This window comes from Phyllobacterium chamaecytisi, assembly GCF_020164455.1.
Classification (GTDB): domain Bacteria; phylum Pseudomonadota; class Alphaproteobacteria; order Rhizobiales; family Rhizobiaceae; genus Phyllobacterium; species Phyllobacterium chamaecytisi.
In genome coordinates, this window is record NZ_JAIQWW010000008.1 from 274,118 (window position 1) to 287,746 (window position 13,629).

Genomic DNA, 13,629 nt, shown 5'->3' on the forward strand with positions numbered 1-13,629 from the left:
TGAAAACGCGCACCTACTCCCAGATGACCATGGATGACGCCGCAAGACCGCCCGCTGGCGAACGGCTGGTATCAGCGGTGACGTCATCTTTGTAAATTTTCCGATGCGGCAGTTGCACCGGGAGGTCAAGCGGCGCGGTCGCGGCATGCAGGATCACTCAACTAGTGCCCGCAATGCGGCGGGCGCGCCTTCGAAAGCGTAGGGATTGAGGAACTGACGCCGCCAGAACAGTTTCTTGTCAACTGGCGAGAGCTGGGCTTCTTTGCACGTGGCATCCCATTGATCGCGGATGGTGGCGATCTGCCGGGCGGCAATAGACTCGGCGTCCCCGGCCGACAGCAGAAAGATGGGGGCGGCTTCAATGCAGAGGCCTATCCGGCTCAGGCGCTGCTCTCCAACGATAAGCATGGCCTGCGTTGCCTCCCTGCCATTGCGCGCCTGCGGACAGATGTCATACGCAGGAGTCAACGAGAGACCTTGGCCGTTCCAGAACGCAGCGTGGTTGCGGGCGTGGTCGTCCGTGTTGCCGCAGAGGATATTGAAGACCAGCCGGGCGTAGAGTTCACGCAAGGTCTCTTTGGGGGCGTCGAACCTGTGACGGATAATCGAGGCCAGCTCTTCGTAGCTGGCATAGCGCGCCATCATTTCATCAAGGCCCTGCAAGGTCAGCGCGGAGACCATGGCATGGCGGTGCCACCCGCCGGCCGCCTTGTCGCGGTCGAATCGGCGGATCAGGAGGACATCCTTGGTGCCTGCCTTCTCCAGGCGAACCGGTGCCGCCTCGATACCGGCCAAGGTGGCAAGCCGCATGGCGATGAATTCGGCTTTGACGACGCTGTAGACATCGCTCTGCGAGGAGAATTTGGCGATGTACTTGGAGTCGCCATCCTCAATCACGGCTTTCGGCCGCGCACCGCCGATGGAACTGCCGTGCAGCAGCGCGGCGTCCAAATCGGCGGGGAGCGGTATACCCTCTTCGACGTGGCGCGCCGCGTCGGCAAGAAGGGCAAGCGACGCCGTCGCGGCCTGCCGGGGCACGTACTTCGTAGCCGACTTCTGAAAATCGAGCGCCCCTACGCGGTCCGAGCCCGACTCCAGAAGGTAGGTTAGCTCATCGAGATCGGCGGGATCGATATCGTTGCCCTTCCGACCCAGCTGGCGATTGATGATGACGCGGCGGCCCCAGGCATCGGGCGCAGCATCCCGCAACGAGCTGGGCATGGAAAGCCCGGCCGGCAGCGGCAGCGCACCGGCCTGCAGGGGCAGCTCGGGCTCGTAAAGAGAGATGGCGTCTTTGCGACCCAGATAGCTGCGGCCGTAGTTGAATATCAGCTGGCCGCCGCTACGTTCCAGACGGCCGGCGACCACCGGATCTGTGCTCTTCGGCAGCCATACCCAGACGAAGGCTTCGTTGTTGTCAGCCTTAGAAGTCATCTTTCACCTGCTTTGAGGAGGGGCGAACGGACTTCGGAAGAAGCGCGAGCGTCGCGTTGTTTGCCGATATCGCTGTCGCAAGGGTCGCTTGGTCGGCATTGAACAGGCGCACGCCCACGATGGCGGCCACCTCGAAGACAACTCCGATAGCGCAGGCCGGGTCGCCCTTCTCGATCCGCTGCAAAAGGCCGCGCGAGATACCAGCGCGGTCTGCCAGCTCCTGCATGGTCAGCTTGCGCTCTATCCGGGCGCGCTTGATCAACTGGCTGAAAGCCAGCAGGGCGTCCCGGCTGTAGTGTGAGTAAGCACGTGAAACGGGCTTGGGCATTCATCACCTGTTCCATTAAAAGCCCACGAAGGCGCGTAGTGGCTTATTTATAGGTCATCCCTACCCCGTTTATTCGCCCAGAGTCAAGCATGACAAGACGATTTGGATTATAAATAGACCGCAAATCGCCTTTATGATTCATTTATAAACCATTATGACCTATACCATTACGGTAACGAGCATCCACTCTGCATGAATTGCCAGAGCGGGCGGCGGAGTTCAAAACACCGGCCCCACTGGGAATTGCCGCGCGCATGGCGCACAAATTTCCGCGTTAGAGAAAACCGGCCCCTGTCACGAAATACCCGGTTCCAACCCGCCGCGTCTTGAAGCGGGATCATGCCTTCACGACGGCCGAAAAATCGACCGTAGAGCTTGTCGAGGACGCACGAAGGGTGCCCCCCGCCGGGCTCAGTTCTTCACGAAAAGCCTGCGCGGTACCTTGGCGATGCCCTCGACGCCGGTCTCGGTCATGCGGATACTTTCTGTCGTCGCGAAACCATGTCTTCGAGCCAGAGATCCGCCATGAAGGAGAAGGTCATTCCCGGCTTCAACACCGTGCGGTCCGGTTAAACAGCTAAGTTCACAATCCGTTCGACCTTAACGGGTCACGGGGAACAGTTCTTGACCCGTCCCCGGATCGGAATATCGCAAACTGAGAAAGCTAGAGCTGATCTGTGCCCCTCACCCGCCCTTTCCCTTCCCTTGCAGCCCCCTGCCCGGCGGTCGGATCGGGGGCTTTCGCCGGTACCAGCGGAGACATCGAGTGCCGAATTCCTAACTGGCTGGCAGTGTCGCATTGAAGCGCTTGCTTTCAATCCGTCGCCTCGAAAACCTCCGGTTCAAATTCTCGTAGGCCCTCGTCTTTGGCAAACAGGACACAGGGGCCGTTGGAACCACGAGGGTCGTAGGCGAAGCCCTTCATTGCCAGGGCCTGTGTAATTTCACGAATGCCGGACAATCCGTAGAGGTGGTCGTGCAGTTCAAGGAAGATTCGCTCGATGTGGGGAAGCGCAGATCTTCCGAGTAAATCTCGTTCAGCGCCCTCAATGTCCATGACCAGAACGTTGATGGCATGATCCGCAATAAAATCATCGATGTTGGTCGACGTCAGCGATATTTCGCGCTGGTAGGAACCCTGACGTTTGTCTAGGGACGACATCCAGAGATCCTCTCGAACATAGAACGGCAAGATACAGGGTTCACCTGCAATCAATATTCCTTGGGACAAAACGACATTGCCAAGGTCGTTGGCACTGATCACACGATGTGCAAGTGCCGCTGTGGACGGGTTTGCTTCAAATGACCACACCTGGACCCCCGGAATCTTTGCGATAAGCGACGTGATGATGCCGATCCCTGTCCCCAGCTCCAGCACCCGATCATTCGGCCTCACGGCCTTGAAGACCGACCTGGCCTCTTTTGCTTCGTAGCTGCCACTTGTAAGCGCCTGCCAGATAGCGGGTGAAACCTCATCACATGTTAGAGGTACCCTAATTCCGTGAACCGTCAGTACTTCCAAGCCAAACTCCTTTGGTTGCCTATAGGCTTGCAGCTGCCGGACGGGAAAAATGAACGCCTGCACCGATTTTTCATTTTCAAAGCATAGCTCTTTCTTAGGACGACGATGTGAAACTGAACGGAACGTTTCACCTTCTGCCAGCTGCCGTTTTGACATCGATCGGATTTCTTCCATCGTAATCGCCGACTTGACGAAGGTGCTCCAATCGCGATGCAGGTGCGGGCATGCCCAGCAAGTAGCCTTGGACCTGCTCGCATCCAACCTGTTTGACGCATGCGAATTGCTCTTCGGTTTCAATGCCTTCGGCGATTGTCGTCATCCCCAGGCTTCGCCCGACCCCCGTCACCAATTCGACGATGGCGAAGGCATCTGCGCGGGTTGTAACGTCGCGGATAAACGAGCGATCGATCTTAATTTTATCGAAGGGGAAACCCCTAAGGCTGCCAAGGGACGAGTATCCAGTTCCAAAGTCGTCCATCGCAATCTGGATGCCAATTGCCTTCAATTGCGTCAAAGTGTCGAGCGTCTGTTCATTCTTGTCCAGGAGTACCGATTCGGTGATCTCAAGCTCGAGCCGGTTCGGATCGAGACCACTTTGAGTGAGTATCGTAACGACACTCTGAATGAGATTTCGGCTGCGGAACTGTACAGGCGACAGATTGACCGCAACTTTGAGCGACTTTGGCCAACGGGCTGCCTCTAGGCAAGCCGTTCTTAAAACCCACTCCCCCAATTCATGGACCAGCCCGATATTTTCGGCGACCGGAATGAATTCTAACGGGGGGACCTGGCCGCGTACGGGATGGAACCACCGCAGGAGGGCCTCATAACCACAAATCTCGCGTGTAATCGTGTTGACTTGCGGTTGGTAGAACACTTCCAGCTCTCCATTGCGCAGCGCCTGCTTAAGATCGGCCTCCAAAGACTTTTTCTCTGTCAATCTTATTTGCATCTGGGTTTGAAAGACACATACATGGCCGGAGCCGAGAGACTTTGCTTCGTAAAGCGCAAGGTCCGCGTGCTTGAACAGTTCATCTGCGTCGGGTTCCGCTTCCGCTATGGCAACGCCGACGCAAGTACCGATTTTGATTTCCCGTTCACTGACCTGGTAGGGAAAACTGATTTCATCCATCACGTGACGAGCAAAATCGAAAGCCTGTTTGTCGGTCAGACCCGCGCTGAGGATTGCGAACTCATCGCCGCCCAACCGGCAAATGAGGTCACCTTCCCGACTAAGTTTCGTGAGGCGACTTGCAACGGCCTGGAGAAGACCGTCACCGACGTCATGACCCAGCGTATCGTTCACATCCTTGAAACCGTCGAGATCAAGGAGAAAGATCATGGCAGTTGGTCCACTAGCTATCGCTGCTTTCAACCGCGCTTCCAGGTCTGAGCGAAACAAGATCCGGTTGGGCAGCCCCGTGAGCGCGTCATGGTGGGCAACATGCTTCAGACGATAGTTCTGAAGCGTCAATTCCGCCGACGCTTCGCGAAGATTATGCGTCAGTTCCTTCATCTTGCGGTGAGCACCGTCAAGGAGGCTGTTGTGGCGCAAAAGCAGAACGACCAGCCCCACTCCGCACAGAATCAGCCCGCCTGCAAGCCCGGTGTAGATCAGATGGAGCTGTCTTAATTCTTCCTGGGCGGCGTCTATCAGGCCCACATCGAACTCAACGGCGGTGGATGCAAGCGCCGTCATCGATGCATCCAGGGCTGCCATTGCTTGCAACATAGCCTTGATACCTTCGGCATCCAGGCCGTCGAGACGCTGATCCAGCGCGTCCAAAACCTGACCAAGCTTTAAAAGCAGGTCGCGTCGCTGAGGATCCAGCTCGACAAAAGCGCCCAGATTGCCCTGCTTCAACAGTCCCACGCGGCCAATCATAATATCAAGACGGAGGCGGACCTCGTCGCGATCGACGCCGTTCATACCAAGAGCATAGGCGGCGAGGCGATGCTCCAGTCGCATATATTCGGACAGCGTCTGAGCCACGGCCCAGGAGTCGTTATAACGGGCAAATTTCTGCAGCGCCGTTTGCCGCTCGGCAATGACGTAGGCGATGTAAGCCGTCGCCACGACAAAGCAACAGATAATGATCCCTAGAAACCGTTTCACTAGTGTCTCTATTCGATTATCAGCTTGGCTACCTGCCAGGCGGATCGTGTGTAATAGGTCTGGCTCTGCAACTGAGGATCGCTGTCATAAGGATAGACGATGAACAATGGCCCCTTATCGCGGACGGGCATGTAATTTCCATCGCGCTTGAGGGCGAGCACAACCTTGAATTTCTTGAAGTCATCCAGAGGAATCGTGGTCACGTAGTCATTGAGCGCAACTGCCGTCACTTTCGTTCCTTTAGCCCCCACCAGTTCCATTAGCTTATCGAGCGGTACGCCCTCGAAGCGCACGCGGGCGTCGTACCATGGGGTTGCAGTTTCGACGGTCTGCAAACCGATTTTTTCCAGCATGGCCCGGTCGAATTCTGCGGCAGAGCCATTGTTCGTGTTTTCGATTTTTCCGGATACGATCAGAATTGCCTTGCCTTCAGGCTTGGCAAGCGACCCGGCGAATGCATTTGAAATCGTGATGATCGACAAGGCGATATAGATAAAAGGGCGGATAAAGTTCATTGCATATCTCCGTTATATTCGGGTTATTAGAGCAAACAGACTAAAGCGGCATCAAAAATGATTTGGCTTTGCCTCCTTGCATGGCTGATTGCGATCAATGACCTTTAGCGAAGTGCGAAGGTAAAAGCTTGAGAACCGGACGCGCGAAATCACGCGGGCAGACCAAGCCCCACATTGTCTCCTGATGGGACCCGAACCGCGCCGCGCGCGGATGCCGGTCCGGCGTTCGATCCAGCCGAGACCGAGCTGGTTTTCGATTTCCGCATTTTCGACCCGGCGCTCCGGCGCGTAATGGCCAAATCCGGCGATACGGCTTGCCCTGATCGGACTCAAGGGACACCACCCTGGATAATTATGTCCGCTGCCTCATCAATGGCATCATAGATCCGGTCGAGATCGTCGGCGGTCACGCAATAGGGCGTCATCAGGTAGATCACGTTACCAAGCGGCCTGATGAGCAAATGTCTTTCCTTGAAGAATCCCCTGAGCTTCGGCCCCGCATCGGAAAGGTAACCGGTCGCCGGGACATTGACGACAAGGGCAACGATCGTCCCGGTTTGTCGGACATTGCTGAAACGGCCGTCCGCCCTGAACCGCATCAGCCTTGCGCCATGCATGGCGCCGAGCGATCGGATACGATCTATGACCGGCTCCGTTTTCCAGACATCAAGATTGGCGAGCGCTGCGGCACAGGCGATCGGATTGGCCGTATAAGAACTCGAATGGAAGAAGGTCCGGCTGCGATCGGTGGAAAGGTGCGCATCGAATATTTCCGCCGAACACAAGGTCGCGGCCAGAGGCAAGGACCCACCGGTCAAGCCCTTTGACGTGCACAGGATATCCGGAGTGATGTCCGCCTGTTCGCAGGCAAAGAGTGTGCCCGTGCGGCCCCAACCCGTCATCACCTCGTCGGCAATCATCAGGCTGCCATGCCTTGCCGCGATCGCTTTCAGTTCAGCCAAAAGCGATGCCGGGTACATCAGCATGCCCCCTGCCCCGAGCACCAGCGGTTCAATCAGCAGCGCTGCGACCTGTCCGCCGCGGCAGAATGCCTCGAAGGCGTCGAGCGTGTCCTGTTCTCGTCCGGGCTCCGGAAACGGCAGTCTGTCCACATCGAAAAGCATGGGTTCATAGGCCATATTGAAGACCCCCCGTTCGCCCGCCGACATCGTCCCAATCGTATCGCCATGGTAGCCATACTCCATGACGACAATGCGCGAGCGCGGCACGCCCCAATTGTGAAAGAAGCCCAAGGCCATCTTCAGCGCCACCTCGATTGAGGTCGAGCCGCTGTCGGAATAGAACACGTGGTCAAGACCGGCAGGGGCAACGGCGATCAGGCCCTTCGCCAGCTCTTCCGCCGGCTCGTGCGTATATTCGGCAAAGATGATCTGGTCGAATGACTCGCAGGATTGCCGGATCGCCTCCATGATCAGCGGATGGCGGTGACCGTGGGTGATCACCCACCAGGAGGAGATGGCATCGAGGACCGCATTGCCCTGATCGTCGAAGAGATAAGCGCCCTCTGTCCTGACAATGCGGTTCATCGCCGGTTCGAGCGCATGCTGCGTAAACGGGTGCCAGACAGGGGAGCGTCTCATGCCGCCGCTTTCTGAAAACAGGAAAGATCGAAATGGACGCGGAAAGCCTCACGTAAGGCGTCAGGTGTCAGCGGATCGATACGAGGCAAACGGCCAAGACAAGTCACCTTGCCGAGCTTTGGGATGATCTCCAGCGTATCGGTCTGTTCGTTGCCGATGAACGCAACACCGAAGATTGGAATGGAACGGCGGCGCAGCGCTTCGATTGACAGCAGCGTATGATTGATCGTTCCAAGCTCCGTGCGCGCACAAAGGATGACCGGTATCCGCCAGCGGGCAAAGACATCGGCGAACACCTGGCTTTCCGTTAAAGGGACCAACACGCCGCCCGCCCCTTCGATGATCAGCGGACACTGCGATAGCGGAGGGGACAATGCTTCCGGACGAATTTGGACACCGGCAATTCTGGCGGCAACATGCGGCGAAGCGGGTGTCTTTAACCGCCACGCCTCGCGGTAGATACGCATTGACGGGATCCGGCCGAGACGCGCAACGGTCTTGCTGTCCGTCTCGCCGTCAAGCCCCGACTGGACTGGCTTCCAGTAGCAGGCACCAAGCGCATCGGCCAATGCTGCCGAAAAGACCGTCTTGCCGATATTGGTGTCAGTACCTGTCACGACAAAACGCATCGTCATGCTGCCCTGGCTCTCGAATGGGGTGTGGCAAGTGCCTTGCGATGTCTTTGTCCTGTGACAGGTTTCCCGCCGGGAGGCTTTGCCGGAATGGGTTTCAAGCTGGCTGCCATTGATAGGTCAGCAGGCAGATCCCCCGGCAGCGCCGCATTGCCTCGGCCGCTGATCAGGTCCTGCGATTGATCGCTGTGCAGGACGGCGACGGCGGGCGCGGAGCGCCTGATCGTGGTCAACGCTCGGCGAGGAGAACGCACATTAATATCGGCACCGATATCCTCGGGGACATCCACCGGGTCACTGCCGTCGATAGCGATGGTATCCACATAGGCCGCAAGGTCGAAACTCCCCCGACGGCGATGGCTGACCTGGCCAATGAATTGCGGGGATAGTAGTGGGCACATCTTTACGGCGTTTGAATCGAATTGCGCCCTGTGGACGATGTGCGCCGGAAACAGAAACTCATCGAATAGCAGATTATAGATTTTTTCGGCTTCTGAAAAAATTGCACCTGAGGTATTTGGATCGATGGGTTGCAACTCTGGCGTCTCCGGCATGCGGGGAGTTTCTCAACTCTCAGGTGGGTAAGGGAATTATAGATAGAATCAATACTTATCTATAACTTTAGCCAGCGCGATGGAAAACGCAACCACGTAAGAGGCGGCCTTCGAAATTAGAGCGGGTTTCTTAGGCCGCACAGCAGCAGGATTAAAGGTCAGGGCTTGTTAGCCGACGATCGCGAAAGCGTCTCGCGTCGAACCTGTGGCGCTTCTGACAGGCTTTTGCCCGATCCACTGGACGTGGCGCTCAAGCACGGCAACGGCGTTGTCAATGTTACCCTGGCGCAGAAACCTGAGGATAGCGCGATGATCGTGATCAGTCCGCACCTCCCAATCGGATCGCCAGGCGGAAAACAGGAAACGTGCGCTTACCGAATGTAGGTCGTCGATGGCGGCAAGCAGCCGCGGCATGCCGCATGGTACGAGGATCAGCCGGTGGAATCGCCGGTTCGCTTCCTCCCAGGAGCGCACGTCGCGCGAATTGTCCCCGGCAACAGTTGCCTCTTCAGCCTGTTCGAGAATTGACGATGTTAAATGTTGGGCAGCCTGCCGCAGCGCCAGACCCTCAAGCTCGGCACGCATCAGCGCCACTTCCCGCACCTCCTTCAAATCGAAAGAAGCGACCCGGACGCCGCGCCGCGGCTCGCTGACCGCCAGCCCCTGCGCCTCCAGTTTGCGGAAGGCTTCCCGGACCGGCACATGGCTCGCCCCGAATTCCTCGGCAATGTGATCCTGCCGCAGTTTCGTACCCGGCTCCAGCTGGCCGGTGACGATCCTGTCAGCAAGAATACGGCTGATGCGGTTGGCGATGGTGTCTGCATTGGGCGCGGTCATATATTATAGATATTTTGCTTGCAGGAGCCTGTCGAGCCCAGGGGCGAATCTTTTTCACATATAAAGCGTCTATGCGCCACCGGTATGGTTTTCGTCATGCAAGTTGTGCGGCGCTGGCTCGAGGGCCGGTTAAGAAGTGTCGGCATTAGCGTCGGAGGAGGATTGGGAAGCGGGGCGAGAGCAAAACCGTCGCCGCTGTTCCGACGGCGTTACGCCGCCCCAATGTCGGTTTGTGAAAAGTCATTGCCCTTGAAAAGCAACGGCAATAGATAGTCCTTGGCACAGGCATAGGAAAAGCAATCGCCAAAGTTCAGCCGTGCTGGATGGGCGACGAAGCGGCCAAATGTCCGTGCGGCCAGAATAGCGCTGCGGTGCATGCCGCCATTGACGGGCATTTCCTTGGCCCCGATTGTTTCCAAAAATCGCTCAACGTCCTGCTGGGCCTGATCAATCAAGGGCGGCGGCGTTGGCTCTTGGTCGCCGTGAATGGAGATTGAAACAATACGAGCGAGACTCACGACCGCTTCAAACATGGAAAGGGAGGAATAGTAGATAGGCTTTGTTGCCATCTCAATTTTCGCAACGAGATAGCCCGCATCTTCCTCATCGGCGCAAATCGCAACAATAGCGGAGGCATCCAAAAACATTAAACTTCCCACATTTCGTCAGTGTATTTCTTCATGTCAAAGTCGGGCTTATTTGGTCCCATTTTCGCCTTCACATCGTCCTGAATCTCTTTAATTCGAACCTTCAGTGGTATAGCTTCTAGGGCGCGCGCCAATTCGTTTTGCAATGCGCGTCTGACGGCCTCGGTTTTGTTTGGTGCCTTTGTCAACTGCTGAACCTTTACGGCCAGAGCATCAACATCATTGTCGCGAATGTAGAGAGACATTTCGTTCTCCGTGGGTAAACTTGGAATATGCGAATATCTTAAATTGAATATGCGTCCTTAGCAAGGCGATGCACTACTCCAGCGGCCAAGGGATGCTTGAAGCTGCTTGACGAACTCACGACGAGGAGATCGCTGCGAAGCTCCCGGTGCATCTCGCTACCACTCCTCCCCGATCGTCGCGTGAGGAGGACATGATCACCTGAGCCGGATCAAGGTCCGTTGGGTGATCGAACGCGGACGCACTAACGCGGGAGCCCATCGCGGCTTTCCGCAATCCTCACTATGGACTTTTCCTGGGCAACGACGAAGGCCGGGCTCCGGATCGTCAGCGACGGAGACGTCTGGCTGCTTTCCAATGACAGGAGCGGGTGCTCGGCGGCCGTCCGGAGCGCACCGATGTCGCGCTCACTGTATTCAACCTGGCGCGTGAGGCTGGCATCAGCCGGGCGACGGCGAACCGTGCGGTCGGTCTTCTCGCCGAGTTCCGGGCGGCCGAAGCGCGTCACCGGCGATCCTCCCCAAGAGCCCTCAAGGAGCGCGTCCGTGCGCTCGACGCCGAGCTGCGGGTCGTGCGCGGCGCCGAGATCGCCAAACTACGCGGCCTCGCCCGCACGCTCTCCCAGCACATCCAGGTGCTGACATTGCAGGTCGTCGAGCGGGATACCGTCATCGAAGTCGGCAGCAGTAACTGGCCCGATCTTCTGGTGACGCCAGGGTTGTCCCCCTGAAGCGCTCGCCGCGAGACAACGCCGGCTGAGAGCGGCGAATCTTCCGGGCCGTTCCGGGCGTCGATCATGGTCGTGCCTCCTTCAGCTCACCCGTCGAGGCAGGGCTCGGGTGTGGCAGACGCTGCCAGCCCATCAACCCTGTTCCGCACCAGCACCGAGAACAGGGTGTGACGGGCCGGCTTCCCGCGTCTGCCCCTGCCGCCTCGCCCTCGACGGAGAGGGCGAGCTGAAGGAGGTACCCATGACCACAGATCGCAACCGCCAGACACCGACCGATATCTACGAGCGCGTCACCAGCCAGATTATCGCCGCCATCGAGGCCGGCGCCGGCGAGTACCAAATGCCCTGGCATCACGACGGATCGGCCATCGCCATGCCCGTCAACGTCGCCTCAAGCAAGGCTTATCGCGGCGTCAACATCCTCTCGCTCTGGGCCGCGGCGCACGCTGCAGGCTATCCTGCCGGCATCTGGGGCACCTACCGCCAATGGCAGGCGCTCGGCGCCAAGGTTCGCAAGGGCGAACGCGGCCATCTGGTCGTGTTCTGGAAGACTACCGACCGGCGTGCCGAGGCGGACTCCCAACACGACGACGATCGTGACGAGCCCGCCCGGCGCCTGTTCGCCCGCGGCTACACCGTCTTCAATTGTACTCAAGTCGACGGCTACGCGCCGCCATCGATTCCGGCACTGCCCGCGGCCGAGCGGATCGAGCGGGCCGAACGCTTCTGCGCGGCGCTGGGCATTCACATCCGCCACGGCGGATCGCGGGCCTACTACCGCCCGTCTACCGACCATGTGCAGATGCCGGAGTTTGCTTGCTTCCGCGACGCGGTCGCCTACTACGCCGTGTTGCTCCACGAATGCGGCCACGCTTCCGGCGCCAAGCATCGCCTCGACCGCGATTTATCCGGACGGTTCGGTTCGTCCGCCTACGCCATGGAGGAATGCGTTGCTGAGCTTATAAGCGCGATGATCTGCGCCGATCTCAACCTCAGCGTCGAGCCGCGTCCCGATCATGCGCGCTACATCGCCTCCTGGCTCGAGGTGCTGCGTTCCGACTCGCGCGCCATTTTCACCGCCGCGAGCAAGGCGCAGCAGACCGCCGATTGGATGCACGCGCAGCAGTCCGGCGCTCGCCAGCACGGGGTCCGGGGCGCTGCTTAGGCGCCCCTCAAACTGGATCGGTAGGGTTGCCGCAAGGCTCTCCCAATACCCTTCGAATCGGTCTCAAGCCCCCATACCGATCGGAGTTCACGGATCTTCAGGCAAATACCGCCGCAAAATCCGTCGGAGACAGCTTGACTGTTCAGATAATGCGCCGAGCTTGGAAGCTGCTTCCTATGCGCCGATCTGGGGATCACCCCGGAGCTGGAGCCACGGCCGGACGATGCCTCTTACCTTGCCTCGTGGCTGAAGGTCCTATTCGACGACAAGCGGGCCATCTTTCAGGCCGGGGCGCATGCCCAGCGTACGGTCAGCTTCCTGCACGGTCTCCAGCCCATCCAGGCCGACACCAGAGAACGGTTGCGTAGGAGACGTTAAGGTCGGTCGTTGTCACCCGCAACGGCCGACGGCTCGTTGGGTTCTCTCTCCGCGAGGGCGTGCTCATCGGGCGTGAGGTTCAGCTTCCCCCAGATGGATGGTTTCCGGTCGGTCGGTTTAGACTTTCGGGACTGCTTGATTTCAACGATAAACGGCTTTGTCTGCTGACGCATAAATCCTCCAGGTAACGAATCGCAGCCCGACGATACCGAGTTGATGATTGAAGGCAACTGCCCGGCCGGCCGAGTTTGTCGCGTCCTAAATCGAAGCCGTGACTTAGAGACAGGCGAGCGGGTCGCCGCTGGGCCGTGTCGGGGCGACGAAGTCTGCTGGCGAGCCACCATTATCGTGTCCCGTCCCCCGGTATCGCTGACCAGCCCTTCTGCGGGCTCGATGAGGCATGTCTGATCGGAGAGCGGCTTCACCTCGATCGTCCTCCCGCAACGGCCGAGTGCAACTTTCTTCCCCTGTCGGCTGCGCCGCCATTCCTCGCGAAACAAGAAAGTTGCACTCGGCCGCCCTCCATTTCATTGCGGCCTTTCAGGTGCGGTCCGATCGTCACCGATCCTTGCGACAGCCATCGAGGCCGCGAAGGGCGCGGCCCGAAACAAACGAAAGGCACATGACAATGGCAACCATCGGCACCTTTACCTCCACCGAAAACGGCTTCACCGGTTCGATCCGCACCCTCGCGCTCAACGTCAAGGCTCGCATCGCCCGCATCGACAACCCATCCGACAAAGGACCGCACTTTCGCATCTACGCGGGTAACGTCGATTATGCATAGTCCGTTGTTATGCGGAGCGAGCGATGTAAGTGCTTGTGCTTTCTGGGTTTTGGCTGCGGATTGCCCCGCATAATTCCGAGGGGAAAGTGTAGCGGCGGCCCTGTTTTGGAGCCGCCGCGAGCTTGTCCGGTCAGCGGGAC

Annotated in this window: 14 protein-coding genes and 4 pseudogenes; 4 read left to right on the plus strand and 14 right to left on the minus strand. The window is 58.4% G+C overall.

All coding sequences use genetic code 11. From position 1 onward, the window contains the following. Nucleotides 1-153: 153 nt before the first annotated feature. From LB462_RS15030 to LB462_RS15090, 13 genes and pseudogenes are all read right to left on the minus strand, one after another. Entirely contained in the window at nucleotides 154-1,434 is a 1,281-nt protein-coding gene (locus LB462_RS15030; RefSeq protein ID WP_224509216.1) for a type II toxin-antitoxin system HipA family toxin, read from the minus strand. Further along, entirely contained in the window at nucleotides 1,424-1,762 is a 339-nt protein-coding gene (locus LB462_RS15035; RefSeq protein ID WP_224509219.1) for a helix-turn-helix transcriptional regulator, read from the minus strand. The genes LB462_RS15030 and LB462_RS15035 overlap by 11 nt, the downstream gene beginning before the upstream one ends. 411 nt (nucleotides 1,763-2,173) lie before the next feature. Then, nucleotides 2,174-2,328, minus strand: a pseudogene (locus LB462_RS15040) (ectoine hydrolase DoeA); the annotation flags it as partial. 248 nt (nucleotides 2,329-2,576) lie between these two features. Then, the gene (locus tag LB462_RS15045) at nucleotides 2,577-3,284 is read right to left on the minus strand and encodes an FkbM family methyltransferase (protein WP_224509330.1); all 708 of its coding nucleotides are present in this window, start codon (nucleotides 3,282-3,284) and stop codon (nucleotides 2,577-2,579) included. A gap of 127 nt (nucleotides 3,285-3,411) precedes the next feature. After that, nucleotides 3,412-5,400, minus strand: coding sequence for a putative bifunctional diguanylate cyclase/phosphodiesterase (locus tag LB462_RS15050; protein ID WP_224509223.1), 1,989 nt, complete (start codon nucleotides 5,398-5,400; stop codon nucleotides 3,412-3,414). An 8-nt stretch (nucleotides 5,401-5,408) separates the two neighbouring features. Next, nucleotides 5,409-5,915, minus strand: a complete 507-nt coding sequence (locus LB462_RS15055) for a putative pterin-binding protein (RefSeq protein WP_224509226.1) — start codon at nucleotides 5,913-5,915, stop codon at nucleotides 5,409-5,411. A gap of 186 nt (nucleotides 5,916-6,101) precedes the next feature. Beyond that, nucleotides 6,102-6,248: pseudogene (locus LB462_RS15060) on the minus strand (3-oxoacyl-ACP synthase); the annotation flags it as partial. After that, on the minus strand, nucleotides 6,245-7,516 hold the full coding sequence (locus tag LB462_RS15065; RefSeq protein ID WP_224509229.1) for an adenosylmethionine--8-amino-7-oxononanoate transaminase: 1,272 nt from the start codon (nucleotides 7,514-7,516) through the stop codon (nucleotides 6,245-6,247). The gene LB462_RS15065 and the pseudogene LB462_RS15060, both read right to left, overlap by 4 nt. Beyond that, nucleotides 7,513-8,151, minus strand: a complete 639-nt coding sequence (gene bioD / locus LB462_RS15070; protein WP_224509232.1) for a dethiobiotin synthase — start codon at nucleotides 8,149-8,151, stop codon at nucleotides 7,513-7,515. The genes LB462_RS15065 and bioD overlap by 4 nt, the downstream gene beginning before the upstream one ends. Then, nucleotides 8,148-8,702, minus strand: a complete 555-nt coding sequence (locus LB462_RS15075) for a hypothetical protein (RefSeq protein ID WP_224509235.1) — start codon at nucleotides 8,700-8,702, stop codon at nucleotides 8,148-8,150. The genes bioD and LB462_RS15075 overlap by 4 nt, the downstream gene beginning before the upstream one ends. 168 nt (nucleotides 8,703-8,870) lie before the next feature. After that, nucleotides 8,871-9,539 carry a GntR family transcriptional regulator gene (locus LB462_RS15080; protein WP_224509238.1) on the minus strand — a complete coding sequence of 223 codons (669 nt, stop codon included), beginning with the start codon at nucleotides 9,537-9,539 and terminating at the stop codon, nucleotides 8,871-8,873. Nucleotides 9,540-9,748: 209 nt separating this feature from the next. Further along, the gene (locus tag LB462_RS15085) at nucleotides 9,749-10,186 is read right to left on the minus strand and encodes a type II toxin-antitoxin system VapC family toxin (RefSeq protein WP_224509241.1); all 438 of its coding nucleotides are present in this window, start codon (nucleotides 10,184-10,186) and stop codon (nucleotides 9,749-9,751) included. Beyond that, nucleotides 10,186-10,431, minus strand: coding sequence for a type II toxin-antitoxin system VapB family antitoxin (locus tag LB462_RS15090; RefSeq protein WP_147834169.1), 246 nt, complete (start codon nucleotides 10,429-10,431; stop codon nucleotides 10,186-10,188). Before LB462_RS15090 ends, LB462_RS15085 begins: the two co-directional genes overlap by 1 nt. A 368-nt stretch (nucleotides 10,432-10,799) precedes the next feature. Here LB462_RS15090 and LB462_RS15095 point away from each other — a divergent pair, with 368 nt between their 5' ends. The 3 genes and pseudogenes from LB462_RS15095 to LB462_RS15105 form a co-directional block, all read left to right on the plus strand. Further along, on the plus strand, nucleotides 10,800-11,159 hold the full coding sequence (locus LB462_RS15095) for a hypothetical protein (RefSeq protein WP_224509243.1): 360 nt from the start codon (nucleotides 10,800-10,802) through the stop codon (nucleotides 11,157-11,159). 241 nt (nucleotides 11,160-11,400) lie between these two features. Then, nucleotides 11,401-12,324 (plus strand): ArdC family protein, encoded by a 924-nt coding sequence (locus tag LB462_RS15100; protein WP_224509246.1) that lies wholly within the window; start codon nucleotides 11,401-11,403, stop codon nucleotides 12,322-12,324. Nucleotides 12,325-12,477: 153 nt separating this feature from the next. Then, nucleotides 12,478-12,702 (plus strand): annotated as a pseudogene (locus tag LB462_RS15105) (zincin-like metallopeptidase domain-containing protein); the annotation flags it as partial. Here LB462_RS15105 and LB462_RS15110 read toward each other — a convergent pair. Then, a complete protein-coding gene (locus tag LB462_RS15110; protein WP_224509249.1) occupies nucleotides 12,699-12,875 on the minus strand; it encodes a hypothetical protein in 177 nt (58 codons plus the stop codon). The pseudogene LB462_RS15105 and the gene LB462_RS15110 overlap by 4 nt on opposite strands. 455 nt (nucleotides 12,876-13,330) lie before the next feature. Here LB462_RS15110 and LB462_RS15115 point away from each other — a divergent pair. Next, a pseudogene (locus tag LB462_RS15115) lies at nucleotides 13,331-13,480 on the plus strand (DUF736 family protein); the annotation flags it as partial. Nucleotides 13,481-13,629: the final 149 nt, after the last annotated feature.

Excerpts from the sequence above, each read along its gene's own strand:
- LB462_RS15030 (WP_224509216.1), bottom strand. The coding sequence starts at position 1,434 with ATGACTTCTAAGGCTGACAACAACGAAGCCTTCGTCTGGGTATGGCTG.
- LB462_RS15035 (WP_224509219.1), bottom strand. The coding sequence starts at position 1,762 with ATGCCCAAGCCCGTTTCACGTGCTTACTCACACTACAGCCGGGACGCC.
- LB462_RS15055 (WP_224509226.1), bottom strand. The coding sequence starts at position 5,915 with ATGAACTTTATCCGCCCTTTTATCTATATCGCCTTGTCGATCATCACG.
- LB462_RS15065 (WP_224509229.1), bottom strand. The coding sequence starts at position 7,516 with ATGAGACGCTCCCCTGTCTGGCACCCGTTTACGCAGCATGCGCTCGAA.
- bioD (WP_224509232.1), bottom strand. The coding sequence starts at position 8,151 with ATGACGATGCGTTTTGTCGTGACAGGTACTGACACCAATATCGGCAAG.
- LB462_RS15075 (WP_224509235.1), bottom strand. The coding sequence starts at position 8,702 with ATGCCGGAGACGCCAGAGTTGCAACCCATCGATCCAAATACCTCAGGT.
- LB462_RS15080 (WP_224509238.1), bottom strand. The coding sequence starts at position 9,539 with ATGACCGCGCCCAATGCAGACACCATCGCCAACCGCATCAGCCGTATT.
- LB462_RS15085 (WP_224509241.1), bottom strand. The coding sequence starts at position 10,186 with ATGTTTTTGGATGCCTCCGCTATTGTTGCGATTTGCGCCGATGAGGAA.
- LB462_RS15090 (WP_147834169.1), bottom strand. The coding sequence starts at position 10,431 with ATGTCTCTCTACATTCGCGACAATGATGTTGATGCTCTGGCCGTAAAG.
- LB462_RS15100 (WP_224509246.1), top strand. The coding sequence starts at position 11,401 with ATGACCACAGATCGCAACCGCCAGACACCGACCGATATCTACGAGCGC.
- LB462_RS15110 (WP_224509249.1), bottom strand. The coding sequence starts at position 12,875 with ATGCGTCAGCAGACAAAGCCGTTTATCGTTGAAATCAAGCAGTCCCGA.